This is a genomic window from Sphingomonas albertensis, from assembly GCF_014358075.1.
In the GTDB taxonomy this organism is placed as follows: domain Bacteria; phylum Pseudomonadota; class Alphaproteobacteria; order Sphingomonadales; family Sphingomonadaceae; genus Sphingomonas; species Sphingomonas albertensis.
In genome coordinates this window covers 190,531-217,390 of the sequence record NZ_JACONT010000001.1, presented here as the reverse complement: position 1 = coordinate 217,390, position 26,860 = coordinate 190,531, and the positions used below count along the sequence as shown (strand labels likewise).

Here is a 26,860-nt window from a genome sequence, read left to right as displayed (position 1 = left end):
TATGTGAGCGCTAACGGTGATGGCCGGGACGGTTCGTAGAGCGCCTGATTCGCCCATCACGAAATTTGGTCGCGCATGCTTCTCACAAGAAGAGCGGAGCGACGTTGCATGAGGGGATGACTGGATATGACCACGAATTTTCGTGATTTGGGCCTTCACAGCTTGTCGCGGCCAAAGCACACGCTCGCTTGTGCTACCAGCGTGATGGCGTTAATGTGGTCGATCCCTGTTCTGGCGCAGGACCAGGCTAGTCTGCAGAACAGTACGACCGTTCAGCCGACCGCCCCGCAACCCGCAGTCCCCTCGACCGCGAACACGATCACCGCAGTGCAGGCTGGGCAACCCCAGGACGCCGCAACCGCTCCCGACGCATCGCAGGGCAACGCTGCCGGCGAAGGCGATGAGATCATCATCACCGGGCTACGCGGCTCGTTGCAGCGCAACCTCGATCTGAAGCGCACGTCCTCGGGCGTGGTGGATGTCATTTCGGCCGAGGATATCGGCAAATTTCCCGATTCCAACGTCGCGGCCGCCTTGCAGCGCCTTCCCGGCGTATCGATCCAGCGATCGGGTTCGCGCGGCGAGCCCACGGGCATCACCGTCCGCGGGTTCGGCGGCGATTTCAACACCACTCTGTATGACGGTCGTCGTATCTCGACCGCCACCGGTGGTCGCCAGATCGATTTCAGCACCGTCGGCGTCGACTTCATCGGCCAGCTCAGCGTGCTGAAGACCCCGGACGTATCGCTGTCGTCGAGCTCGATCGGTGCGACGGTGGACATCCAGTTCCCGAAGCCGTTCGATCATCCCGGCTTCCGCCTCGCCGCCACCGGCTCGGGTTCGATCCAGGAGCGGGCCGGCAGGATCGTGCCGACCGCGGGCCTGCTGATCAGCGATACCAACGCGGACGAGACGTTCGGCGTGCTGGCCGACGTCATCTATACGCGGCGTGATACCGATACCAACCGCGTGTACGTGTCCGGCTGGCCGGGCGGTAACTTCGCGCCGTGCCAGCTGGCCGGGAACGCCGGCGCCGGGGCGTGCTCGCCGACCAGCGATACGGCATCGGCTGCGTACGCGAACCCCAACAACCGCCAGAACATCCCGGGCTGGTTCCCGCAGCAATATGGCGCGGAGCAGCAGCGCGTGAAGGACGAGCGCGTCGACGCCCGTGTCGCCTTCCAATATCATCCGACCGACGACCTGATGATCACGCTGGACAACAATTTCTCGCGCCAGGAAATCGTCCAGAACAATTACGCGTTCGGCGTCTGGTTCAACCAGGGCGACCTGCGCAACGTGACGCTCGACGGCAACGGGACCGCGGTCGACTTCACGCAGGCCGGCACGCCGACCGACTTCACGGCGGCGCGCAACACCGAGATCCTGCAGACCAACCAGACCGGCCTCAACGTCAAATACGACGTGACCGACAATCTGACGCTGGAGGCCGACGGATCCTATGCGAAGAGCTGGCGGAACCCGGGCAACGTCATCGGCAGCCAGAACGGCGATATCGGTTATGGCAGTGCGCTGGGCAACACGTTGCAGTTCACGGTCGACGGCAACAGCAGCGGTGCGTTCCCGACGATCAGCAACTTCGGTCCGGCCGGCAACAGCGCCGCCTGGGCGGACACGTCGCTGATCGGCACGCACGTCGCGGTCAACCAGACGCAGCGCAACACCGACGAACTGATGCAGTTCCGCGGCAATGCCACCTGGAAACAGGACGACCTGACGATCAAGGCCGGCGGCCAATTCTATCAGGACACGTTCAACTTCCGGAACACCAGCACCTTCACGAACAATTTCTGGCAGGCCTATGCCGGCTACGGTGCGCCCTCTGCCGGCACCTCGGGCGTCGCGCCCCTGCCGGGCAGCCTGTACCAGGGCTCGGTCAGCCTCAATAACTTCATCCCGGGGTTCGACGGCAGCCTGCCGCCATCGGTGTTCGTGTTCAGCCCGGTCGCCTACCAGAACTATCTGACCAGCCTGGGCAACCCGCAGGCGCAGAACGTCCCGGGCTTCAACTACGGGAACGTGACCGGCTTCACCGGGACCTTCGACGAAGCGGTCGATCCGGGCAGCATCTTGCGGGTCCGGGAGCGGACGTGGTCGCTGTATTTCAGCGTCAACTTCAAGACCGAGATCGGCAGCCTGCCGTTCACGTTCAACGCCGGCGTGCGTAACGAGAACACCAACCTCGTCTCGACCGGACAGGGTCGCCTGCCGACGTCGCTGGTGACCAGCACGGCGGACCGGACGCTGCTTAGCATCCCGACCTACACCGACGTGCAGGGCGTCACGAGCAACAGTTCGTACTCGTACCTGCTGCCCAGCATGGATGCGAAGCTGGAACTCACGGACAATCTGATCCTCAGGTTCGATGCCTCGCGGACGCTGACCCGTCCGTCGCTCGCGCTGCTGAACCCGGTGCTCAACGTCGGCAACGGCCAGCGCATCGGCGCCCTGTCGGCAAGCGGCGGCAACCCGGACCTCAAGCCCTATCTCGCCGACAATTTCGATATCGGGGCGGAATGGTACTATAAGCGGAACTCGTACCTGTCGGTCGGCTTCTTCCTGAAGAACGTCAGCAACTTCGTGGTCGGCGGCGTCACGCGACAGACGATCAACGGCCTCGTCGATCCGACAACCGGCCAGCTCGCCAGCTTCGCGGTCACCCAGCAGGTCAACGGACCCGACGCCACCGTACGCGGCGTCGAGCTCGCCTGGCAGCAGGTCTTCGGCGACACCGGCTTCGGCTTCCAGGCCAATGCGACGTTCGTGAACACCAACCGGCCCTATGACGACAAGAACATCTCGCAGACCGGCTTCGCGGTCACGGGCCTGGCGAACTCGGCGAACTTCGTCGGCTTCTACGACAAGGGTGGGTTCCAGTTTCGCACGGCGCTTAACTGGCGCGACAAGTATCTGCTCCAGTTCGGCCAGAACCAGAACACCGGGTCGTTCGGTGCCGAGCCGACCTTCGTCAACCAGAGCTTCCAGATCGACCTGACGACGAGCTACGACATCAACAAACACTTCAGCGTGTTCGGCGAGGCGCTGAACATCAACAACAACCAGCAGAGCACGCACGGGCGCTACGACAACCAGCTGCTCGATGTGTTCGATTACGGCCGTCGCTACACGGCCGGTATCCGCTACCGCTTCTGACCCTCTCCCCCCTGGCGGAGCACGATTTGTTCGTGCTCCGCCTCTTTTCGATTACGCTGCACCATGCACGAAATTCAGAACATCGTTATCGTCGGCGGCGGCACCGCGGGGTGGCTGACCGCGGGCGTCATCGCGGCTAAGCATCAGGCCCGTCGCCAGCACGGCTTCACCGTGACCCTGGTCGAATCGCCCAACGTGCCGACCATCGGCGTCGGCGAAGGAACATGGCCGACGCTGCGTTCGACGCTCAAGAAGATGGGCGTGTCGGAGACCGAACTGTTCCGGCAATGCGATGCGTCCTTCAAGCAGGGCGCACGGTTCAACCGCTGGACCACGGGCGCCTCGGACGACGGCTATTACCATCCGCTGATGCTGCCGCAGCACTTCGGGCAGGTGAACCTCGCGCCGCACTGGCTCGCGGACGAGGGCAGCACGACGTTCTGCGACACGGTCACGCCGCAGGGCCGGATCTGCGACGAAGGGCTCGGCCCCAAGACGATCGCGACGCCCGAATATGACGGCCACGCGAACTACGCCTATCACCTCGACGCGGGCAAATTTTCGCATTTCCTCCAGCGGCATTGCTGCGACACGCTCGGCGTCCGCCATGTTAAGGCTGACGTCACCGAGGTCCGCCTCGACGAGAGCGGCGACATCGCCAGCCTCGACGCCGAACAGGGCGTTTCGATCGCGGGTGACCTGTTCGTCGACTGCACGGGCTTTGCTGCGCTGTTGATCGGTGGCGCGATGAAAGTGCCGTTCCGCAGTTGCACCGACGTCCTGTTCTGCGACACGGCGCTGGCGATGCAGGTGCCCTATGATCTGCCCGACGATCCGATCGCGAGCCATACGATCTCGACCGCGCAATCGGCGGGCTGGATCTGGGACATCGGCCTGCCGACACGACGTGGGGTCGGCCATGTCTTCTCCAGCAGTCACATCAGCGTGGATGCCGCCGAGCAGGAACTGCGCGACTATATCGGCCCGGCCGCGCGCGACCTGACTGCGCGCCGGCTGGCGATCCGTGCCGGCCACCGCGAGCAGTTCTGGGCGCGCAACTGCGTCGCGGTCGGGCTGGCCGCGGGGTTCCTCGAACCGCTCGAAGCCTCCGCGATCGTCCTGATCGAGCTGTCGGCGAAGATGATCGCGGAACAGATGCCGGCCTGCCGCGAGGTGATGGACGTCGTCGCGCGCCGCTTCAACGACACGACCAGCTACCGCTGGGGCCGCATCATCGACTTCCTCAAGCTGCATTATGCGCTGACCAAGCGCACCGACACGGAGTTCTGGCGCGACAATGTGCGGCCGGAAACGATCCCCGACCGCCTGATGGGCCTGATGGAATTGTGGCGCTTCCAGTCGCCCTGGGTGCATGACGAGTTCGATCGCGCCGAGGAGGTCTTCCCGTCCGCCAGCTATCAATATGTGCTGTACGGCATGGGTGCGCGAACTGCGGTGATGCCGGGCACGATCGACGACGACCTCGCGCTGGCGCGGCGTGCGCGACACGACAACCAGATGCAGACGCAGCGACTAGTCAGCAGCCTGCCCGGCCACCGCGATCTCATCGACAAGATCAAGCGGCACGGCCTTCAGTCGATCTAGCCGTCAGGGGAACATTATGCGGACCGTCACAGCGTGCCTGGCCATCGGCGCGATCCTAACCATCGGCGCGACCGCAGCGTCGGCGGCCCCGCGCCTCGACGGTATCCTGAGCGATCACGCGGTGATCCAGCGCGGCCAACCCGTCGTCCTGACCGGACAGGCGGCGGCTGGCGAGACGGTGATGATCACGCTCGCCGGCCGCAGCGTCACGGCCAAGGCAGGACGCGATGGCAAGTTTTCGGCGAGCCTGCCCGCCCTCCCCGCCGGCGGTCCCTACGACCTGACGATCGCCGCGCCGAGCGGTGCGGCGGTCCTCCGCGACATTCTGGTCGGCGACGTGTTCCTGTGTTCGGGCCAGAGCAACATGGAACTCCGCGTCGACCAGGGACAAGGCCTGTTTCCCGATGCGCACCCGGAGGTCGATGACAAGCTCCGGCTGCTGACCGTCGAAAAGGTCTCCGCCGCTGCACCGGTCGCGCGATTTGCCCAACAGCCGGCATGGACGGTGTCCGGCCCCACCACGGCGCCCAGCTTTTCCGCCGCGTGCTTCTACATGGTCCAGGCGCTGCGTCGCACGTCGGGCGTACCGATCGGCGCAGTGCATTCGAGCTGGGGCGGATCACGGATCAGCGCGTGGATGAGCGATACTGCGCTGCGTCAGGCGGGGCTCGGCGACCCCACCGACCTGCTCGCCCTTTATGCTCGCGATCCCGCCGCGGCCAACCGACAGGCATCGACGATCTGGGAAAGCTGGTGGCGCGCGGGCTCGGGTGATGCCGCCGGCCGCGAACCGTGGCAGCCCGATGCCGCACTCGACTGGCAGCCGGTGCCGGCGATGACCAATTTCGAGACATGGGGCGTGCCAGAACTCGCCAATTACAACGGCATGATCTGGTACCAGCACGAGGTCCGACTGACCGCCGAGCAGGCACGCGGCCCTGCGACGCTGGTGCTGGGCATGGTCGACGACGCGGACCGCACCTGGGTCAACGGCGTGGGCGTCGGCGGCAGCAGCCTCGCCTCGCAATCGCGCGTCTACGCGCTGCCCGCCGGCAGTTTGAAAGCCGGGCGCAACGTCATCACCGTCAACGACGACGACGTCTACGCCTATGGCGGAATGACCGGCCCCGCGGATGCGATGCGGCTGTCGTTCGCCGATGGGACCAGCGTACCGCTCGGCACCGGCTGGCGTTATGCGATCGCCAAGCGGCTGGCGGGCGCCGCACCGCGCGTGCCGTGGGACGACATCAATGGCGCGGGCACGCTCTACAACGCGATGATCGCGCCGCTCGGCGCCACGAAGTTCGCCGGCATGGCCTGGTATCAGGGCGAGTCCGACACCGGCATCCCCGGTTACGATCGCCGGATGACGGCGTTGATCGCCGACTGGCGGCGCTGTTTCGGCACGCCCGAGACCGGCTTCGCGATCGTCCAGCTCGCCAATTACGGCAGCCCGGCGATTGCGCCGAGCGAAAGCGGCTGGGGCGACGTCCGCGATGCACAGCGACGCGTCGCGGCAGCGGACCCGCATGCCGGCATCGCCGTCGCGCTCGATCTCGGCGATGCTCTCGACATCCATCCCGGCGAAAAACGCGAGGTCGGGCAAAGGCTCGCCCGCGTGATGCGCGCGGCGGTGTACGGCGAGAAGATCGCTCCCTCCGGCCCGGCAGTCGCCGATGCGCGGCGTGACCCGGATGGCAGCGTCACGGTCCGGTTCAGCGGCGTCACGGGCGCGTTGCACGCTCGCAGTTCCGCGCAGGCGATCGGCTTCGAGCTTTGCGGTCCTGCGGTCGGCACCTGCCGCTACGCCGCCGGGCGGGTTGCAGGTTCGACCGTGACCCTGCCGAGCGACGGTCAGCCGGTCACGCGCGTCCGCTACGCCTGGGCCGATGCGCCTGCGACCAACCTCGCGGACGACGCACCGCTGCCGGTCGGCACGTTCGAAGTACCGGTCTCGCCGGGTCGATAAGCCCCGAACGGGCGCGAAGAACACAATCGGCCGCTTGCGCGTGCCGCAATGGGGGATAGTGACGATGCGCAGGACCATGACGGCGAGAGCGCTCGCGACGGCCGGGCTCGCGCTCGCATTTTCGCCAGCGGTCGCCCGCGAGCCAGCGGCCACGCCGAGCCAGCAGACCGCCAGCGACCCCGCCGAGCAGATGGCCCGCGCCATCGTCGCGCGGATGACGCACGACGAGAAACTGCCGCAGTTGCTCAACGTCGCTCCCGCCATCCCGCGGCTCGGCGTTCCCGCGTATAACTGGTGGACCGAGTCGCTGCACGGCGCGCTCGGCCCGCTCGCAACCACCAACTTCCCCGAGCCGATCGGCCTCGCCGCGACCTTCGACGGTCCGATCGTCCACGACGTCGCGGGCGCGATCAGCGAGGAGGTGCGCGGGCTGCATACGCTTGGTCGCGAGACCGGCAGGAACGGGCATATCGGCACCGGGCTCGACACCTGGTCGCCTAATATCAACATCTTCCGCGATCCGCGCTGGGGTCGCGGACAAGAGACCTATGGCGAGGATCCGTTCCTGACCGCGGCGATGGGCGTCGCCTTCGTCCGCGGGATGCAGGGTCTCAACCCCGATCGCCCGCGGGTGATCGCCACGCCGAAGCATTTCGCGGTGCACAGTGGCCCCGAGGGCACGCGGCATTCGGCCAACGTCTTCGTGTCCGCGCACGACCTGGAGGACACCTACCTCCCCGCCTTCCGCGCCGCCTTGGTCGACGGACGCGCGGCGTCGGTGATGTGCGCCTACAACCGCATCGACGGCCAGCCTGCCTGCGCCAGCGACCTGTTGTTGAAGGAGCATCTGCGCGAGGCGTGGGGCTTCAAGGGCTATGTCGTGTCCGATTGCGACGCGGTGAAGGACATCGCCGACAATCACAAATACGCGCCCGACAGCGCCGCCGCGGTCGCCGCTGCGATGCGCGCGGGCGTGGACAACGAGTGCAACGGCGAGACGCTGGGCGATACTGCGGGCCTGGAGACCCGATACCGCGAGGCGCTCAGCCGCGACCTGATCACCGAGGCGGACGTCGACAGGAGCCTCATCCGCCTGTTCGCCGCACGCTACCGGACCGGCGATCTGCCCGGACTTGCCGGTGCACCCAAGGCGCTACCGACCAGCGTTGTCGGGGCACCGGAACATCGCCGGCTGGCGCTGGCCGCGGCCGAGCGATCGATGGTGCTGCTCAAGAACGACGGCATCCTGCCGCTCAAGCCCGGCGTGAAGCTCGCCGTGATCGGCCCGCTGGGCGATGCGACGCGCGTGCTGCGCGGCAATTACTCGTCGCCGCTGTCGGGCCGGCCGGTGTCGGTGCTGGAGGGTCTGGAAACCGCGCTCGGTGCCAGCCAGGTCACGCTCGTGCCGTTCGGCGAGTCCGTCACGGACGGCGACCGCGTGCCGACCTCCGCTTTGCTCACCCCCGACGGCAGGCCCGGCCTGCTCGCGCGCTATTTCAATCCGACGACGCCGATGCCCGCACAATACGCACCCGGCACGCGCGAGAAGCTGGTCGCTGCGGCCAAGTATCAGACCCAGCCGGTGGTCACCCGCATCGAGCCCGACGTCGGCGACCGCAACCTCGATCTGGCGCGCGTGGCCGATGTCCATCGCACGGAATGGACCGGCTTCCTGGTGCCGCCCGAAAGCGGCACCTACCGCGTCGGGCTGTCGGGTTCGGGCGGTACGCTCACCCTCGACGGCAGGATGATCTCCGACCGACGCAAGGCGCGCTGGAACGACCTCCCCGGTATGACGACGCTGAAACTCGAAGGCGGCAGACGTTATGCGATCCGCGCGGAGGGCAGCGGGATCGACTTGGTGTGGAAGCGCGTGTCGGATGCGCCGTCCGCCGAGCTTCGCCGCGCGGCGGCCGCCGCCGACGTGCTGGTCGCGGTCGTCGGCCTCACTTCCGATCTCGAAGCGGAGGAGACCGGCGTGACGGTGCCGGGCTTCTCGGGCGGCGACAAGACCACGCTGGACCTGCCCGCAGACCAGATCGCGATGCTCGAACAGGCCAAGGCCAGCGGCAAGCCGATCGTGCTGGTCGCGATGAACGGCAGCCCGATCAACCTCGCCTGGGCGAAGGACAACGCCGCCGCCGTGCTGGAGGCTTGGTATCCGGGCGAGACCGGCGGCACGGCCGCGGCCAACATCCTCACGGGACGCACCAACCCGTCGGGACGCCTGCCGCTCACCTTCTACCGCAGCGTCGCGGACCAGCCGCCGTTCGGCGACTACGCGATGAACGGCCGCACCTATCGCTACTTTACGGGCACGCCGGTCTATCCGTTCGGCCACGGGCTCAGCTACACGCGGTTCGGCTACACGACGCCGACCGTGACTCCCGCACGCGGCGGCGCCGAGGCCGGCATCCGCGTCACCACGCGACTGACCAATCAGGGCGATCGGCCGGGCGAAGAGGTGGCGCAACTTTACCTGAACTTCCCCGATCGGCCCGGCACGCCTCGGATCGCACTGCGCGGCTTCCAGCGTGTCGCGCTGCGTCCCGGCGAGACGCGCACCGTCACCTTCGACCTGTCGCCGCGCGATCTGAGTTCGGTGGCCGTCGATGGCACGCGCTCGGTCGCGGCGGGCAGCTACCGCGTCACCGTGGGCTCGGGCCAGCCGGGAACCGGCGCGCCGGTCCAATCCGCGCGCTTCACCGCCCGCCAGTCGAAGGAATTACCGAAGTGAAGCGTATGCCATCGATGATGATGATCGGCGTGGCGCTGGCCGCCTTGTGCGGTCCGCTCGCAGCCGCAACAGCAGCCGCCGCCGACCCGATGACGCCAACCGGCAAGTGGAGCGCCAACACCGATGGCTCCGCGCCGGTGCCGCCGATGGGCTGGAATTCGTGGAACGCCTTCAACAGCGACGTCGACGAGGAGAAGGTGCTCGCCTCCGCACAGGCGCTGGTCGATACCAAGCTGCGCGACATCGGCTATCGCTACGTCAACATCGACGATGGCTGGTGGCTCAAGCGCCGCCAGCCCGACGGGCGGTTGCTCATCCGCACCAGCCACTTCCCGTCCGCCGCGACCGGCGCGGACACCAGCTTCCGCCCGCTCACCGACCGGCTGCACGCGATGGGGCTGAAGGCCGGCATCTATTCCGACATCGGCCGCAACAGCTGCGGCCAGATCTACACCCCCGATTTCAAGAACCAGCCCGAGGGCAGCGTCGCGGAGCGCGAAGTCGGGCTATACGGTCATGTCGACCAGGACATCCGTCTGTTCTTCGCCGAATGGAATTTCGACTTCATTAAGGTCGATGGCTGCGGCGCGCGCGGCCTTCCGGCGGACGCACCACGCGTGAAGTCGGGACTCTATCGCGCGCTGACGCCGCTGGTCGACATGCAGTCGCTCGGCGGATCGGACGTCGCGGGCATCCGTGGCCTTTACGAACAGGTCCACACCGCGCTGCACACGCACGCCGGCGACCGCCCCTATGTCTATTCGCTGTGCCTGTGGGGCGCGGGCGACGTGCGCGCCTGGGGCAAGGACGTCGGCAATACCTCGCGCACCAGCGACGACATCCAGCCGGTCTGGCCGCGGATGCTTACCAACCTCGACACCGTCACGCACCGCGCGCTCTATGCGCATCCCGGATCGTGGAACGACCCCGACATGCTGTTCGTCGGCACCGGCGATTTCGACGCGGCGCATCTGACCGAGGCGCGGTCGCACTTCTCGCTATGGGCGATGGTCGATTCGCCGCTGATCATCGGCTACGACCTGCGCAAGCTGACGCCGGACCTGCTCGCGATCTTCGGCAATGCGGACATCGTCGCGCTGAACCAGGATCCGGCCGGCAACCAGGCGGTGCTCGCCTATGATTCCGGCGAGGTGCAGACCTTCGTCAAGACGCTCGCCGACGGCAGCAAGGGCGTCGCGCTGTTCAACCGTACCGCCTCGCCCGCCAAGGCCGTGCTCACCGCCGAGCAACTCAAGATGCTACCGACCGCCGACGTCCGCCTGAAGGACCTCTGGACGAAGAAGGACCAGAGCTTTCGGAAGGAGGTAGCGGTGACGCTCGCGCCACACGAAACGCTGATCTTCCGCGCGACCGGCACGCGGCGCCTGCCGGGCGGGCTGTACCTCTCGGAGCAGACCGGCCGCGTCAATCCGGCCGCCGACGGAGTGGTCGTGCCGCAGCCCGATCCGACGATTTACCAGTCGATCACGCCGTGGACCGGCACGCGGGGCGGCGGCGAACACCCGCAATATGGCGGTTGGGGCGGCGCCGAAGCCGACCGCGCGCCGTATGGCAAGTTACTGCGGGTGGCCGGCACCGACTTCGACACGGGGATCGGCGTGCTGGCGAACTCCCGCCTCGAAGTCCGCAACCAGGGTTACGCTCGGTTCGCGGCCAACGTCGGCATCAACGATTCCGGCCAGCCACGCTCGGGCACGACCGTGTTCGAGGTCTGGGGCGATGGTCGCCTGCTCGCCAAGTCGCGGCCGATGGGGTTCGGCGAGGCCGCTGCGCCGCTGGAGGCGAGGGTCGCGGGGGTGCGGATCGTGGAACTGGTAGCGCGGGGGAGTGGTGCAGCGGCAAATGCGGGGACGCCGCAACCTGCGATCTGGGCAGACGCCGCGCTCTATACATAGGGACAGGGGAGGCCGCCCCCTCCCCCGTTCGCCCTGAGCGTAGTCGAAGGGTACCCCTCGACCTTGCGTACACGCCTGTTGAGAGCGGTGCTTCGAATTCGCTCAGCACGAACGGAAAGGTTTGAAAACGACGCTAACGCACCCGTTCCGGCTTGGCCGGCGGCAAGGCCGACAGCGTGAACCGGTCGACATCCAGCCACCCCCGGCTCTCGGTCGGCGCGTAGCAGAACAGCGCGAGCTGCTCGCCCTGGAACGTCCCCGTCCGCCAAGCGAACGCCAACGGGAAGTCGCCGCCGAGCCCGGTCCAGCGCCGCCCGTCCACACTATACGCCATCCGCGCAAGATCGGTCGTAAAGTCCATGTCGGTCCGCAACCACAGCGCCTCGGTACGCGGCAACGGCGCAGTGGCGCGAACTTCTGTCCGGGCGCCCGCGACCGTATCCTCGGTCACCTCCATCGCCAGCGTCGCCTTGCCACCCGCCGCGCCTTGTACCGTGATATTCCCGCTGAACTGGCCGAACGTCCCGAACCCGCAACGATCCCCCGCCGCCAGATGGCGGATGTCGAGCTTCACCTCGGCCCGGCTCGCCGGCCCCTGCCCCTTCTGCACCAGCGTGTTGCGCGCGCTCCAGAACCCGGTCGCGACCGTCGGCTTCAACCGCAACCAGCCCGGCCGCTCGGTCAGCGACCATCGCGAAAGCTCGGGATTATGGTTCCACTGCCACTGCAACCCGAGCGTCCGCTTCCCGAAATCATCCGACGTCGCCGGTTCCGCAAAAGCACCGCCAGGGATCGGCTTGGCCGCACGCCGCGGCACGCGACCGGATGCTTCGCGCGTGCCCCATACCGGCCAGTCGTCCTGCCAAAACACCGGGCTGAGGTTCGTCATCCGCCCGATTGCGCCGCTATCCTCCATCACGAAGCCGAACCAGCGGCCATCGGGCAAGTCGACCAGCGCACCCTGGTGCCCACCGGTCTTGTCATCGATCTGGTCGCGCGTTTCCCACGGCCCGAACAGGCTGCGCGCCCGCGAGACGCTAAGCGCGAGCCGCGGCGGCAGCGCGTTGAACATATAGTAGTACGCACCACGCCGGATGATCTTCGACCCCTCCGCGCCCTTGATGTAATGCACCTTCTGCGACGCGGTGACGTGCGCCAGCGCCTTGTCCAGCGTCAGCAACGTAATCGTCCCGTCCGCGGTACTCGCGGTCGCCAGATACGCGCGCCCGTCCGGCTCGATGAACAGCCCGGGATCGAACGCCTCACGCTCCAGTTCGTGATAGCGCCACGGCCCGCGCACGTCCTTCGCGTACCAGATCCGCGTCTTCTGCCCGACCGGCGTATTGGCCAGATAATAGGTGCCAGCGTGGTAGCGTAAGGAGGAGGCGTAGAGCCCGTGCCGGTACGCGTTACCGCCCTTCAGGTCGTATTCGGGCTTGCCCTCCAGCCGATCGACGAGGTGCGACGCGAGCGTCCAGTTCACCAGATCGCGGCTGTGCAGAATCGTAATCCCGGGCGTATTCGCGAACGTCGTCGTAGCGAAATAATAGTCGCTGCCGACGCGGATGATGTCAGGGTCAGGATAATCCGCGAACAGTACCGGATTGCGGAACGTCCCGTCACCCTGGTCCGATCGCCACACCTGCGCCGACGCGGCGGTCGCCATCAGCCCGAGCGCGATTGCCAACCCGACCCTCACTTGCCGAACGCCAAGGCGCGCGAGAAGAACGGCATCATCTTGTCCTGCACGCGCCCCGCGACGCCGCTGGTATGATCGCCCGGATACACCTCGAAGCTGTTCGCAATCCTGTAGCTGTCCAGCGCTGCGTGAAGCTTGCCGGCATCGTCCTTCAACCCGTCGCGATCTCCGACGTCGATCCCGATCGCCGCATAGCGCCGCATGTTGCCGACATATTGATCGAGCATCGCCAGCGGCGCATTGGCCGCCCAGCGCGCCATCACGTCAGGCTGCGGCACGCCGTCCTTGATCGGCAGGTCTAGGTACAGCGGCGGCGCCTTGGGATTGGGGGACCACGCCGCCGCGGTCGCAAGTTGCGCTCGCAAACCCCATGACAAGGTCGCGCTCTCCGCCGGCGAGCGAAGCGCTCGGATCGCCGTCTCGGTCGCCGCATCCGGCGTGCCAAGCGCGCGGGTCGACAGGCAGCACGGGCTCATCATGTAGAGCGCGCCGAACACGTCCGCATGCTTCATGCCGATCCGCGCGGTGCCGTAGCCGCCCATCGAATGCCCCGCGAGCCCGCGGCTGCGACGGTCCGCGATCGTCCGGTAATGGCCGTCGACATAGCCGACCAGATCGCGCGCGACGAACGTCTCGAAATCGCCGACCGTCACCGAGCTCGAATAGAACGACCCGTTATGCGCGGTCTTGCTGTCGGGCAGCACCACAATCATCTCGCGAGCACCCTTGGCAAACGCGCCCTCGATCGTCTGCGGCACGTGGATCTCGCCGATCCACTGTTCGACGCCGATCGAATAGCCGTGCAGCGCATAGACCACCGGATAGCGACGCTTCGGGTCGGCGCGATAGCTCGGCGGCAGGACCACCAGCACGGCCCGGTCCGGACTTTCGCCTTCCAGATTGCCTTCGATCGCGGGCGAGTGGACGGTAATCCGCTCGATCGTCACCGGGCGTGCACCGGCGACGGGCGGCGGTGCCGGCGTCTTGACCTGCGCCGATGCGGGATCGATCGACAGCATCGCCAACGCGGTGCCGAATGTGGCAAGAACTCTGTTCACGGACATCCCCTTTTGCTTGTTCATGCGCGCGTCTGATCACTACCGCGCAGCCTGACCGCCTTGCCCGGCGTCAGCACGACCTCGACCCGCCTCGTGCCCAAGCGAATCACGCGGCGTTCCGGTAGCTCTCCACGAAACACCGCCTCGACCAGTTCGCCGCCCCGCCACTCCAAATCGACCGCACACCGGCCGCGGGCGCGTAATCCGGTCACCGATCCAGTCGGCCATGCACTCGGCAGTGCCGGCAGCAGGAGTATCTCGTCACCGCGGCTCTGCATCAGCATCTCGGCGATCGCGCGCGTGCCGCCGAAATTACCGTCGATCTGGAAGGGTGGATGCGCGTCGAACAGATTGGGATAGGTCCGCTCGGGCCCCAGCAGGAACGCGAGGATCCGATGCGCATGGTCGCCGTCGCGCAGCCGCGCCCACAGGTTCGCGCGCCACGCCGTCGCCCAGCCGGTCGACTCGTCGCCGCGCAGTTCGAGCGAACGGTGCGCCGCCTGCGCCAGTGCGGGCGTCCGGTCGAGGTCGATCTGATCGCTCGGGAACAGGCCGTAGAGATGCGATACGTGGCGATGGTGCGGCTCTGGCGCGGCCGCGTCCCAGTCGCGCTGCCACTCCTGAAGCTGACCCTCCGCACCGACATGATCGGGTGCGAGGCGCGCGCATGCCGCCGCTATCTCCGCCGCAAACGGGGCATCGATCGCGAGCAACGCCGCCGCCCGCCCAACCTGATCGAACAGATCGCGCAGGATCTGCATGTCCATCGCCGGCCCCGCGCAGATCGAGGCCCCCGCCGGATGGATGTTCTCGGGCGACAGCGACGGGTTGGTCACCAGCGCGCCGGTCGCAGGATCAGTCTGGAGCGTATCGAGGAAGAACAACGCCGCCCCGCGCATCAGCGGATAGACCGAGCGCAGATAGGCGAGATCGCGCCCGTAATCGTAGCGATCCCACAGATGCGTGCACAACCACGCGCCGCCGGTCGGCCACAGCCCCCACTCGGCCCCGTCGATCGGCGCGGTCGCCCGCCACAGATCGGTGTTGTGATGGCAAACCCAGCCGCGCGCGCCGTACATTTTCTGCGCGGTGCGTTCGCCGGCGACCGCCAGTTCGCGCACCATCCGGACCAGCGGCTCGGTACATTCGGCGAGCGCGGTGACCTCCGCCGGCCAGTAGTTCATCTCGGTATTGATGTTGACCGTGTATTTGGACTCCCAGGGCGGCTTGATCTGGTCGTTCCAGATGCCCTGCAGATTGGCGGGCTGGCTGCCGGGCCGCGACGACGCGATCAGCAGATAGCGGCCATAGTCGAAATACAGCGCGGCGAGCGCCGGGTCGGCGGCGGCATCGTTCGCGCGGATACGCTCGTCGGTCGGGCGGTCTGCAATCGCCGTCCGCCCGAGATCCAACGTAACGCGGCGGAACAGCGCCCGATGCGCAGCAATCGTCTCGGCGCGAATACGGTCGATCCCGCGCGCTTGGGCCAGATCGAGCGTGGCGAGCGTCGCAGTTTCGGGATCGCCACTCACGTCATCGAAACGACGATAGCTCGTCGCCATCGCGATCGACACGGTAACCGATCGCGCACCGCGGACGCGCAGACTGTCGCGATCGGCGACGATCGTCCCGCCGGTGGTCAACACCTGCGCGCGGGCCGCGAACCTCAATCGCCCCGCGAGACCCGCGCGCTCGCCGTTACGCCCGGTCAGCGTCAACGCCGCCCCGCTCGCCGAGACGACCGCGCCGGGATGCGGCGACGTCAGGCCGATGCGGATATCGAAGGGGCGATCCGCGGTGACCTCTACGACGATCACCTGATCGCCCGGTGCGGCGAACACCTCACGATGGAAACGCGTGCCGCCTGCGGTGAAGCTGGTCGTGGCGATCGCCGTGTCGAGATCGAGGTCGCGCCGATACGCCGCGACCGCGCCGATCCCCGGCATGTCGAGCAGCAGATCGCCGACCGGCTGGTACGCCATCTGCGTCCGTGGCACGCCCATCAGCTTGGCGTTCGCCAAAGCCTGCGCCTCGGCGAACTTGCCGGTATCGATCAGCCGTCGCACTTCCGAAAGCGTATCCCGCGCCGCCGGGTTGACCGGATCATAGGGCCCGCCCGTCCACAGCGTGTCTTCGTTGAGCTGCAACCGCTCGCGCGTGGTGCCCCCGAACACCATCGCCCCGAGCCGCCCATTGCCCACCGGCAACGCCTCGGTCCAGGCGACGGCCGGTTGGCGATACCACAGCCGCGCGTCCTTCCCCGCCGCCGCCGCCCAAGCAGGCATAGGCAAGACCAGAGCCGCGGCGCTCGCCGCTGCCCCCTCCAGCAGATCGCGCCGTGAAGGACGGCTAGGCATCGGTCCGTCCGTCCAGTTCGCGCGCGCCAGCCGATCGATCGGCGGTCCCCCGTGCGAGGGTACAAAGCCGCGTCATCGCCGGAAGGAGGTCCGGCGCGTGGACACTATGCCGACTGGACGGTCGATACGGCTTTGCGGGGCGGTGGCTGATCAAGGTCATGCAGTCGCTTTCGGCTATGTCTTCGCGCAACTCTGTGTGTCGGTCATCAGGTGAGGCCAGCCTCGGCGACGGCGCTAGGGTTGCCGAAACGTCCATCGGCCGGCGGGACTGACCGGATCGAACGGCGCGAGCGTAGGCGTGCTCGCGCCGATCGCCACGAGCGCGAGGCCCGGTTTTCTCCCCGGTGCCGCTTTCGGCGCGATCCGATAGGTGCCGTCGGTCAGCTGATCGATCTGCCACAATTGCTCGCTGGCACCCGTGAAGGTCGCCACGGTCTCGACCTCGCCCGCGGCATTGGCGGCAAGCGCGCGATCGGTACCGGCGATGACGATACTGTAGAACGGCGCGCCGAAATAGCCGCCTGCACCGGGCACGGGCGCGATCGTCCACCGCTGGCGCGGCCGGTTCATGTAATCACCAAGATCGACGCGGATCGATCCCTGCGGCCAGCCTATTGATTCCTCGGCGAGCGTCTGGTCCGCGATCGGCGCCACCGGATCGCTCGGCTTCGCCATGAAGCTGCGGCGCGCGTCGAACGCTATGCGGACGACATCCGTCGCGAGTTGCAGCGCGTAGCCGCTCCGCTCCGACGCGATCTCATACATGCCGGGCGCGACATTCTCGCCAGCGACCGGCCAGCCGTCGGTCCATCGAAGCGGCGCGATTCCCAAGACGCTGCGCCCGCTGCGATCCATGTCCGCCTCGTAATGCATCGAGAATTTTTCGACGCCGTTGCCGAGCTCGATCAGGCCGAAATGACCGGGACCCATGTTTCGCCCGCGCGCGCTGATCACCAGCTTGCCGCCGCCGCGCAGCAGCGGCGTGCCCATGTGATCGACATACGGACCGAGCGGGCTACGCGATCGGCCGACGCGGATGTGATAGGTGGAATTGGGACCGTCACAGCAGGTCCCGTGCGTCCCGAGCAAATAATAATAGCCGTCGCGATGCATCATCGCGGTGGCCTCCATGTCGATCGCGACATCGACCGGCTGGTTACCCGCCAGCCGCAGTCCGGTCTTGGGATCGAGCTCGATGATGCGGATCGGTCCGAAATAGGTTCCGTATGTCAGCCACAGGCGCCCGTCGACGTACAGGAATGCCGGGTCGAACGCGTCGGCGGTCTCGACGCCGTCGCTCGAGGCGACCACGCCGATATCGTGGAATTTGAACTTCGGCGATTTCGGGTCGAGCGAATAGGTCCACATCATCTTGACCTGGCTGGCGTGTCCGCCGCCCATGCCGCCGCCACCGACCGCATAGGCCATGTAATAACGGTCACCGATCTTGATGACGTCCGGGGCGACGCCGCCGCCGGGACGCTCCGGCCCGCCATGCCATGTCCAGCCGTCCTCGGAGACCAGGCCGCCGCCGCGCGTGCCGAACGTGTAGTATCTGCCTTCCGACAGGGTCACCGTCGAAGGATCGTGGATGAAGGTCTCGCCCTGCAACTGTGCCCTCGCCGGCACAATGCCGACCGCCAGGATCGTGCAGAGCCCCAGGGCCCCCGTAACCAGACGCTTCATACGGCCCTCCATTTTTTCGGCTGAGCAGGTCGAGACCGACGTCATCGGACGTCGATCTTCAGATCGGTGATCGGCCGGCCGTTGGCGCCGACAAAACGGATGCAGAAATCGCTGAGGCCCGGTCCGTTGATCACCGCACCGCGGATCACGTTGCGGCCCTTGCGGAGCGTCACCCGGTCCGACAGCACGTCGTCCATCACCATGCGGCGATCGTTGAAGAGGCCGACGGTCTCTTTCCCGTTCAACCACCACATCGATGCCGAGTTTGAGCCCACCGCCAGCCGCACGTCGCGCATCTCGCGCGGGCTGTCGACGACCGTCACCGCCCAGAAGATCACGCCGTACGTCGGCTTGCCGAGCGCCTTGGCGAAGTCGAACAGCTTCACGTCGAACGCGGTCGAATCGAGCGCGTACCAGCGTAACGGCGCGGCGGCCTTCACCAGCTGCCCGTCGCGCGGCACCGCCCCGAACTGGCCGGGAAAATAGTCCGTGGTCAGCGCCTGCCGGACATAGGTGGCGGTGAAGCCCGAATTGCTCCGGTTGGGCTTGTCGATCGGTTCCAGCAACAGCCAGCGACGCAGGAACCCGTCACTGTCCGGCGTGGTCGCGCCGGGCGTCACCCGCGCGAAATGCGGCGCTAGCGCTGTGGTGGTGGCCGCCTCCTGCCCCACGGCGCCCGATGCCAGCCCCGCCAACATGCCCAGCGCAAGCAACGGCGCGCTCCGCCATGCCCTTCGGCCTATCCCTGCAATCGTCATACCCGTGTCCCTCCCCCCATCGTCACGCGCGCGGTCATCGACGGACCAGCAGTTGGTTGGCATCGAGCCAGTGCATGAAATCCTCGAACCATCCGGTGCTGGTCGTACCGGTCTTGCCGAGCCCGAAACCGTGGCCACCACCCTGGTAGAGATGGAACTCGACCGGCCGCCCCGCCTTCTGCCAGGCCTCGACGAGCCCGAAGCCCTTGTTCGCGAACAGCGGATCGTCCGCGGCGAGCACGGCGAACAACGGCGGCGCACCCGCTGGAACCGGGACCGCCTCCATCGACCCATAGATCGGCGCCACGAACGCCAGCCGCGTGTCCGGCGCCGCGAGCGCGGTCGCCATCGTCGTCATGGCGCCTGCCGAAAAGCCGATCATGCCGATGCGCGCCGGGTCGATCTTCCAGCCGTCGGCCCGCGCCCGTACCAGCGCGACCGCAGCGCGCGCATCGGCGATCTGATCGCCGAGCCCCGCGATCGCATCCGCAGGCTTCAGTCTGCCCTGCGGCCGACCGGCGCCCGCGAACATCGCGGTCACCGCTTTCTCGAAACCGATCATGTCGGGGGGCGTCGGCTTCAGCCGGTATTTCAGCACGAAGGCCGCGATGCCCCGTTCGGCGAGCGCCTTTGCCACACGCCAACCCTCATTCTCGATCGACAGCATCAGGAAACCGCCACCAGGCGCCACGATCACCGCGGCACCGGTCGCCTTGGCAGGATCGGGCAGGAACGGCGTCAGCGTCGCGGTCGTCACGTTGCGGGTCATCGCGACGCCATATTGGCGGAACCACGCCTCGGGCGCGGTCTGGTTCTCGACCGAGCCGGTCCCGAGCGGGATCGCGGTCGGCTCGGCCGGCGCCGCCATCGCCGTCATCCGCGCGTCCTGCGCCATGACCGGCGCAGTCAGTGCGAGCATGGCCGCCGCAATTCCAAATCGTCCCGTCCAGCGCATCGTCGTTTCCCTTCGAGAGCCGCAATCAGCCGAGCAGGATGCGCCGCGAAGCGCCTTCCGGATCGTCGACCATGCGGGAGTTGGTATCGAACACCATCGTCTGGCAGCGCTGCGGATCGCTCGGAGTCCAAGCGAGACCGGGCTGGCTCGGATTGCCGGTTCGCGCGAAATTCGCCCACGCCGTCGCCATCGTACGCGCGAGCCGTCGCGCGTCGGGCGTGTTGCCGGTGCCCTGGTCGCACAGCCGCGTATTGTCGCAGCAGAAGGCGAGATCGGCCGTGTGCCACGCCCCCGCAACGCCGCCAAGCTGCGGCGACTGCCACTGGAACAGATATTGATAGACCGGCGCGGCGCGCTGGGCGTGCTTCAGCCGCACCATGTCCTGCACGCGGTTGCGGTTCTGCAGTCCCTGGACACCGTAAGCCAGCGTACGCACCGCTTTTTCAGGGTGCGCCTGCTGCATCGCCGCGATCAGGTTCGCCGCCTTGCCCGCGCCGATCTGCGTGGTCAGGTCGGTGCGCCACTGCGCTTCGGACGGCGCATAGCCCCAGCGCATCCCCTCCTCGCTGGTGTTGCCGATCATCATCGGCACGTCGCGCGACACCTCCGGCGCGACCTCCGAGAACGAACGCACGTCGATCACCCTGCCGTCGAGCGTCGGATTCCAGCCGACCCGCGGCGTGAGCGATGGCCCCATCGGCCCACGCGGGCCGTTGATGTCGTTCGCGACATTGTTGCCTGCCTCGAACAAAGGCTTCCATGCGATCCTCTGAAGCGCGCCGATATCCCTCGGACCGATGTTCAGGGCACGCAGGACTCGCCGCGAGAAATCGCGCGATTGCTCGGCCGTCGGCAGCGCGCCGCCGCCGCCCGATTGTACGGCCGCACGGTGGATCAGACCCTTGCCGCTCGCCATGCCGAGCAATGTCGTGACCTTGGATCCGCCGCCCGACTGTCCGTAGATCATCACGGTGTCGGGATCGCCGCCGAACTGCGCGATATTCTCGTGCACCCATCGCAGGGCGGCGACGCAATCGGTCATACTGACGTTGACCGACTCCTCGTAAGCCGCCCCGCCGACCTCGGTCAGGTCGAGGAAGCCGAGCACGTTGAGCCGGTGGTTGATCGACACCTGCACCACATCGTGATGCCGCGCCATCTGCGCGCCATCGTGCGCAGCAAGTTCGTACGACGATCCGAACGCGAAACCGCCGCCGTGGAAATACACCATCACCGGTCGCTTGCCCGACAAGGCCGGCGTCCAGACGTTCAGCTTCAGCATATCCTCGCCGACGAAACCGTCGGTCCATTGCTGGAGGAACGTGTGCTCGACTGCGCTGAAGTCGTGGAGCGTCTGCGGGCAGTTCGCACCGTAGGACAGCGTATTGCGCGGCTCGGTCCATCGCGTCGGCGGCTTGGCGGGCAACCAGCGATTTTCCCCGCCGGTATCCGCGCCGTACGGGATGCCCTTGAAGGTAAAGACATCGTCCTGAACATAGCCGCGCAAGGGACCATATTGCGTCCGGGCAGTCGCTGACTGGGGGGTGGAACAGGTTCCGGTGCGAGACCCGGCGGGCCGTGGCGCAGCATCCGCCGCACCGGTTGCGGGTAGCATCAGACCCGCTCCGGTAGCGATCGATGCACGCATGGCACCACGACGATCGACGATCAGCCCGGTCATCCTCTTCTCCCAGGGACTGCTGCGGGGTCCTTTGTACGGCCTCGCCGACGATCGTCGCTGCCGGACCACTCTCGCGTCCTTGTCGGAGTGATATGGTGATACCGCTATCGAGTCCAGTGATTAGCCGGACCGTGAAGTTATTCCCGAACGCTGTCGACAGCGGCTAGCGCGCCCCGCTGTTAGCGCTATAGTTCTGGCAAATGCGACGCGGTTAGACGGCGCGCGAAGACTTGGGAGAGGATCTGACTATGACGGCAAGACCCGTATTCTGCGTATTGGCGACACTGCTCGCCACCGTGTCACCCGTGATCGCTCAGACAAAGCAAGCGGGCAAAGCACCGGAGCTGACGCTGAACGCGGCCGGCTATTACGAAGCGCCCGCCGCCAACGTGCTCGTCTTCTCCAACTGGTATGACGGGCTGTTCGCCGATTCGAAGATCAGCGGCGTCGAGATCATCCAGCAGGGCGAACGGATCGCGACCAATGGCGATGTCCGCCTCTCCGCCACCCCCGGCCAATGGGATGCGATCGGTCGCCTGATAGACCGCAAGGTCGACGCAGCAACCGGCGCGATCACGGTGACGCTCGAATATCCCGACTATAAATGGCAGTACCGGGTGCGATCGGAAAAGCGCGGCGGGGCGGTCGCCGTCTCGGTGATCCTCGACCAGCCGGTACCAGCCGCGCTTGCCGGCAAGGCCGGGTTCAACTTGGAATTCCTGCCCACCGCCTATTTCCATCACAGCTATATGGCGGACGACGCCACCGGCACTTTCCCGATCTATCCCGCCGACACGATGGTCGCGACGCCGGACCGCAACGCGGCGAGCGGCCGTGCCGAAGGGCCCGGCGCCGAGCCGACCGCGATCGCCAAGGGCACTCGCTTCGTGCTCGCGCCGGAGGATCCTGCCCGGCGCGTGACGATACGGTCCACCGCCGAGGTGCAGCTGTTCGACGGTCGCAACCAGGCGCAGAACGGCTGGTTCGTGCTCCGGTCGCTCCTGCCCGCTGGACGCACCGGCACGGTCCTCGAATGGACGATCCAGCCGAACAGCGTACCCGGTTGGCTGCGTCCTCCGGTGATCGCGCATTCGCAGCTCGGCTACACGCCGGATGCGCGGAAGGTCGCGACGATCGAACTCGACCGCAACGATCGTCGAACGCTGCCCGCGCGCCTGCTCCGCGTCGGAGCAGACGGCAGCATGACGCCGATCCGCACCGCGCCGGCCAAGCGCTGGGGCGAGTATCTGCGCTATACCTATCTGCAGCTCGATTTCAGCGCGGTCCGGCAGCCCGGCACCTATGTGCTCGAATATGGAGCGACCCGCACCGCGCCGTTCCGGATCGCCGCCGATGCCTATGCGGGCGCGTGGCATCCGACGCTCGACGTCTATTTTCCGGTCGCGATGGACCATATGTTCGTCAACGAAGGCTACCGGGTCTGGCACGGCGACGCACACCGCGACGATGCGCGCCAGGCACCCGTGAACCATGAGCATATCGATCTCTACGCGCAGGGGCCGACCACCGACACGAAGTTCAAGCCGGGCGAACACATACCGGGCCTCGCGGTCGGCGGATGGTTCGACGCGGGCGACTACGACATCCGCACCCAGTCGCAATATCAGGTGATCCGATCGCTGGCCGATAGCTGGGAACGCTGGCGCCCGACGCGCGACACCACCGCGATCGACTGGACACGGCGCAAGACCGAGATGCACGTCCCCGACGGCACGCCCGATCTCGTCCAGCAGATCCGCCACGGCACGCTGCAACTGATCGCGCAGTTCGATGCGGTCGGCCATGCGATCCACGGCATCGTCGAGCCCGACGTCGCGCAATATACCCATCTCGGCGACGCATCGACGAAAACCGATGGGCTGATCTACGATCCGACCCTCAAGCTCGGCGAGGAAAAGGGGGGACGCAGCGGTACGCCCGACGATCGCTGGGCGTTCACGACCAAGGCGTCCGCGCTCAACTATGGATCGATCGCGGGACTTGCCGCGGCCTCGCGCGCGCTGGCCGATGTCGACCCTGCCCTGTCGAAAAAGGCGCTCGATATCGCGACGCGGACCTGGGCCGAGGAACAGTCGCACGCGCCCGATCTGTACCAGCACGGCAACACGACCGGTGGGCCGCTGGAGGCCGAGCAATTCTCCGCCGCCGTCGAACTGCTGCGGTCCACCCGCGACCCGCGCTATGCCGCCGCCGTCCAGTCGCTATGGCCCGCAATGGAGAAGCGCTTCGCCTTCACGCTGCGGGATGCGGTCGCCGCGATCCCGTTCATGCCGCCAACCTACCGCGAAGGCATGGTCCCGGCGGTCCGCGCCTATGCAGCTACAACGGCTGCTGCGGCGAAGGCCAACCCGTTCGGTGTGCCTATCACCACCGGCGGCTGGGCGGGCAGCGGCACCGTGCTGGGAACCGCGCTCAACGTTTATGCGCTGCACACCGCGTTTCCGGAGATCATGCCCGCCGACGCTGTGTTCCGCGGTCTGGAATTCCTGGTCGGGCATCACCCCGCATCCGACATATCGTTCGTATCGGGCGTCGGCACCGTGTCGAAGGAAGTCGCGTACGGCAACAACCGCGCGGACTTCTCGTTCATCGCCGGCGGCGTCGTGCCGGGCGTGCTGATCGTCAAGCCGGACCTGCCCGAGAACCACGAGGATTGGCCGTTCTTCTGGGGCGAGAACGAATACGTCATTCCCGAGGGCGCGATGTGGATCGAACTCGCGCTAGCCGCGCAGGATCTCGCCAATCGCTCCGCCGGCCCAAAGTCGACCGCAACCGTGCGCGCGGGCGCCGTTCGATGAGGACCATCATGAAACTTCAAACGCTTGCCCTGTTGCTCTCGGGTGCCGCCCTCGCATCGCCCGCCATGGCCAGCGATGCGCCGCGGTTCAGCCGCTTCAGCTATGACGGCCACGCACAGGAGAAGGTGACCGTCGGGCCGAACCAGTACCGCAACCCGATCCTGTCCGGCTATTATCCCGATCCTTCAGTGACGCGGGTCGGCGACGATTATTACCTCGTCCTGTCGTCGTTCGCGCATTATCCGGGCCTGCCGATCTTCCGGTCGAAGGACCTGGTGAACTGGACGCAGATCGGCAATGCGATCGACCGGTCCGAACAGCTCGACTTCACCGGCATGCGGACGTCGCAGGCGGTGTTCGCGCCCGACATCTCGTACCACGACGGCGTGTTCTACATCGTCAACACATGCGTCGAGTGCAAAGGCAATTTCGTGATCACGGCGAAGGACCCGGCGGGACCGTGGTCGAACCCGATCTGGCTACCCTTCGAAGGCATCGACCCCTCGATCTATTGGGAAGGCGACAAGGCCTATATAGTCAACAATCGCGCGCCCGCCGAGCCGCCGCGCTATGACGGCCACCGGGCGATCTGGATCCAGGAATATGACTGGCGCGCAGGCAAGATGGTCGGGGACAGCACGCAGCTGATCAACGGCGGCGTCGACATTTCCAAGAAGCCGGTCTGGATCGAGGGCCCGCACATCTTTCGCAAGGACGGCTATTATTACCTGACCGCGGCCGAGGGCGGCACGAGCGTCAACCATTCGCAGGTCGTGCTGCGCTCCAAGTCCCTGCGGGGGGCTTTCGTGCCGTACGCCGACAATCCGATCCTGACTCAGCGCGATCTCGACCCTGCCCGCCCCAATCCGATCACCTCGGCGGGCCACGCCACGCTGTTGCAGACGCAGCATGGCGACTGGTATGCGACCTTCCTGGGCGTCCGCCCGTACGAAGGCGACTATTACAATATCGGCCGCGAGACGTTTCTCCTGCCGGTCACGTGGAAAGACGGATGGCCGATCATCCTGCCCAAGGGACAGCCGATACCGTTTGTCGGGACGAAGCCGCGGCTGCCCGCGAGCGCGGCCGGCCCGCTGCCGACCAGCGGCGACTTCGGTTATGTCGACGACTTCGACGGCAGCACGCTGGGGATGCAGTGGGTCGGCGTACGAACGCCGAAGACGCCGTTCTACCGGCTCGAGCGCGGCGACCTCGTGCTCGGTCACGGCACGCCGATCGGCGACCTGAAGGGTGTTCCGGCGTTCGTGGGGCGGCGCCAGCAGCATCACGTCGCAACCATCTCCACGACGCTGCGATTCTCGCCCGACACCGACGGTGACCGCGCAGGCCTCGTCGCGATGCAGAGCGACCTGAACTACCTCTTCTTCGGCATGACGCGGATCGCGGGCAAGCCGGTGGTGGCACTCTACGCCAGGGACAAGGGGACGGAGCGGATGATCGCATCGGCACCCGCAACGGCAGGTCCCGTCACGCTGACCATCCGCGCCGACAAGGATCGCATGGCCTTCGACTACCAGACTGCCGCCGGAAAAAGCACGTTGGCCGAGAACGTCGACGTCCGGTTCCTGAGTACGAAGGCCGCGGGCGGGTTCGTCGGTACGGTGGTCGGTCCCTACGCCTGGTATCGCTGAGGATCCTCCCGGCTCCGGGAAATAGATCGAGATTGGTGGCACTATAAAGGCTTCTTAACGAAATTCCGCTCTTTGGAGGCAAGCCGGCGATGGCGTCGGCTGCGGGAGTATTTCATGAAGATCGTTGCGTCGGCAGCTGCCATTATGGTGGCTTGTATTTCTACGTCTGCCTTTGCCCAGGACATCGTACCATCGTTCGACGGCCCCCGGATCGAACTGCGCGCCGGTTGGGATCATCCGGATGTTCGCGTGACTCTGTCCGATGGCGTCGACAGCATCAGCCGAAGCGCGGGCAAGAGCGGCGTGACCTATGGCGGCGAGATCGGCTACGACGTCCGCACGAACGGCAATTTGGTGATCGGCGCCTATGCCGGCATCGATGGCTCCACGACCAAGGCCTGCGGCGAACTTTACGGTGAAGATCGTCTGTGCGTCCGCGCCGGCCGCAACATCACCGCCGGTGCCCGCATCGGTACCGTCGTCGGTGATTCGTTTCTGCTATACGGCAAGGGTGGCTATTCGAACGGCCGCGTCTCGGTCGACTATCAGGACTATGAACTGATCCTCGCCGACCAGAACGAACATCGCAACTTCGACGGTTTCCATGTCGGCGGCGGCGTCGAGGCGGCGATCACCGGCGGCGTCTATGGACGTCTGGAGTACATCTACACCAACTACGGTCGCGTATCGGCGGCACTCGACGGTGCGACCGCCAGCCTGAAGCCGACCCGGCATCAGGTGGCCTATGCGATGGGCGTCCGCTTCTGATCCGAACGCTGAAGCCCACTCCGCCC

15 protein-coding genes are annotated in these 26,860 nt (G+C 66.6%); 8 read left to right on the top strand and 7 right to left on the bottom strand.

What is annotated here, in order from left to right:
- The first annotated feature begins 204 nt into the window (after positions 1–204).
- The 5 genes from H8S47_RS00910 to H8S47_RS00890 all read left to right on the top strand — a co-directional run bounded on the left by H8S47_RS00910 (position 205) and on the right by H8S47_RS00890 (position 11,401).
- Positions 205–3,174 carry a TonB-dependent receptor gene (locus H8S47_RS00910; protein WP_187502130.1) on the top strand — a complete coding sequence of 990 codons (2,970 nt, stop codon included), beginning with the start codon at positions 205–207 and terminating at the stop codon, positions 3,172–3,174.
- A gap of 63 nt (positions 3,175–3,237) precedes the next feature.
- Positions 3,238–4,779: a tryptophan halogenase family protein gene (locus H8S47_RS00905; protein ID WP_187502040.1), complete on the top strand. Its 1,542-nt coding sequence runs from the start codon at positions 3,238–3,240 to the stop codon at positions 4,777–4,779.
- Between the two features lie 16 nt (positions 4,780–4,795).
- Positions 4,796–6,748 carry a sialate O-acetylesterase gene (locus tag H8S47_RS00900; RefSeq protein WP_187502039.1) on the top strand — a complete coding sequence of 651 codons (1,953 nt, stop codon included), beginning with the start codon at positions 4,796–4,798 and terminating at the stop codon, positions 6,746–6,748.
- A gap of 64 nt (positions 6,749–6,812) precedes the next feature.
- Positions 6,813–9,485: a glycoside hydrolase family 3 C-terminal domain-containing protein gene (locus H8S47_RS00895; RefSeq protein ID WP_187502038.1), complete on the top strand. Its 2,673-nt coding sequence runs from the start codon at positions 6,813–6,815 to the stop codon at positions 9,483–9,485.
- Positions 9,486–9,490: 5 nt separating this feature from the next.
- Positions 9,491–11,401, top strand: a complete 1,911-nt coding sequence (locus tag H8S47_RS00890) for an NPCBM/NEW2 domain-containing protein (protein ID WP_235982537.1) — start codon at positions 9,491–9,493, stop codon at positions 11,399–11,401.
- A gap of 133 nt (positions 11,402–11,534) precedes the next feature.
- On the opposite strand, the gene H8S47_RS00885 is transcribed toward H8S47_RS00890, so the two are convergent.
- From H8S47_RS00885 to H8S47_RS00855, 7 genes are all read right to left on the bottom strand, one after another.
- A complete protein-coding gene (locus H8S47_RS00885; RefSeq protein ID WP_328805376.1) occupies positions 11,535–13,100 on the bottom strand; it encodes a glycoside hydrolase family 43 protein in 1,566 nt (521 codons plus the stop codon).
- Positions 13,097–14,119 carry an alpha/beta hydrolase gene (locus H8S47_RS00880; RefSeq protein WP_235982536.1) on the bottom strand — a complete coding sequence of 341 codons (1,023 nt, stop codon included), beginning with the start codon at positions 14,117–14,119 and terminating at the stop codon, positions 13,097–13,099. The genes H8S47_RS00885 and H8S47_RS00880 overlap by 4 nt, the downstream gene beginning before the upstream one ends.
- 59 nt (positions 14,120–14,178) lie before the next feature.
- Complete coding sequence (locus tag H8S47_RS00875) at positions 14,179–16,515, bottom strand: glycoside hydrolase family 95 protein (protein ID WP_187502036.1); 2,337 nt, start codon at positions 16,513–16,515, stop codon at positions 14,179–14,181.
- 234 nt (positions 16,516–16,749) lie between these two features.
- Positions 16,750–18,201: a family 43 glycosylhydrolase gene (locus H8S47_RS00870; RefSeq protein ID WP_187502035.1), complete on the bottom strand. Its 1,452-nt coding sequence runs from the start codon at positions 18,199–18,201 to the stop codon at positions 16,750–16,752.
- Between the two features lie 41 nt (positions 18,202–18,242).
- A complete protein-coding gene (locus H8S47_RS00865) occupies positions 18,243–18,959 on the bottom strand; it encodes an acetylxylan esterase (RefSeq protein WP_187502034.1) in 717 nt (238 codons plus the stop codon).
- Positions 18,960–18,993: 34 nt separating this feature from the next.
- Complete coding sequence (locus H8S47_RS00860; protein ID WP_235982521.1) at positions 18,994–19,878, bottom strand: alpha/beta hydrolase; 885 nt, start codon at positions 19,876–19,878, stop codon at positions 18,994–18,996.
- Positions 19,879–19,939: 61 nt separating this feature from the next.
- Positions 19,940–21,595 (bottom strand): carboxylesterase/lipase family protein, encoded by a 1,656-nt coding sequence (locus H8S47_RS00855; protein ID WP_187502032.1) that lies wholly within the window; start codon positions 21,593–21,595, stop codon positions 19,940–19,942.
- A gap of 248 nt (positions 21,596–21,843) precedes the next feature.
- Between H8S47_RS00855 and H8S47_RS00850 the strand changes: the two genes are divergently transcribed.
- From H8S47_RS00850 to H8S47_RS00840, 3 genes are all read left to right on the top strand, one after another.
- Positions 21,844–24,414 (top strand): glycoside hydrolase family 9 protein, encoded by a 2,571-nt coding sequence (locus H8S47_RS00850; protein WP_187502031.1) that lies wholly within the window; start codon positions 21,844–21,846, stop codon positions 24,412–24,414.
- Positions 24,415–24,422: 8 nt separating this feature from the next.
- Positions 24,423–26,066 carry a glycoside hydrolase family 43 protein gene (locus H8S47_RS00845; RefSeq protein ID WP_187502030.1) on the top strand — a complete coding sequence of 548 codons (1,644 nt, stop codon included), beginning with the start codon at positions 24,423–24,425 and terminating at the stop codon, positions 26,064–26,066.
- 114 nt (positions 26,067–26,180) lie between these two features.
- Positions 26,181–26,834 carry an outer membrane protein gene (locus H8S47_RS00840; RefSeq protein ID WP_187502029.1) on the top strand — a complete coding sequence of 218 codons (654 nt, stop codon included), beginning with the start codon at positions 26,181–26,183 and terminating at the stop codon, positions 26,832–26,834.
- The last annotated feature ends 26 nt before the right edge of the window (positions 26,835–26,860 follow it).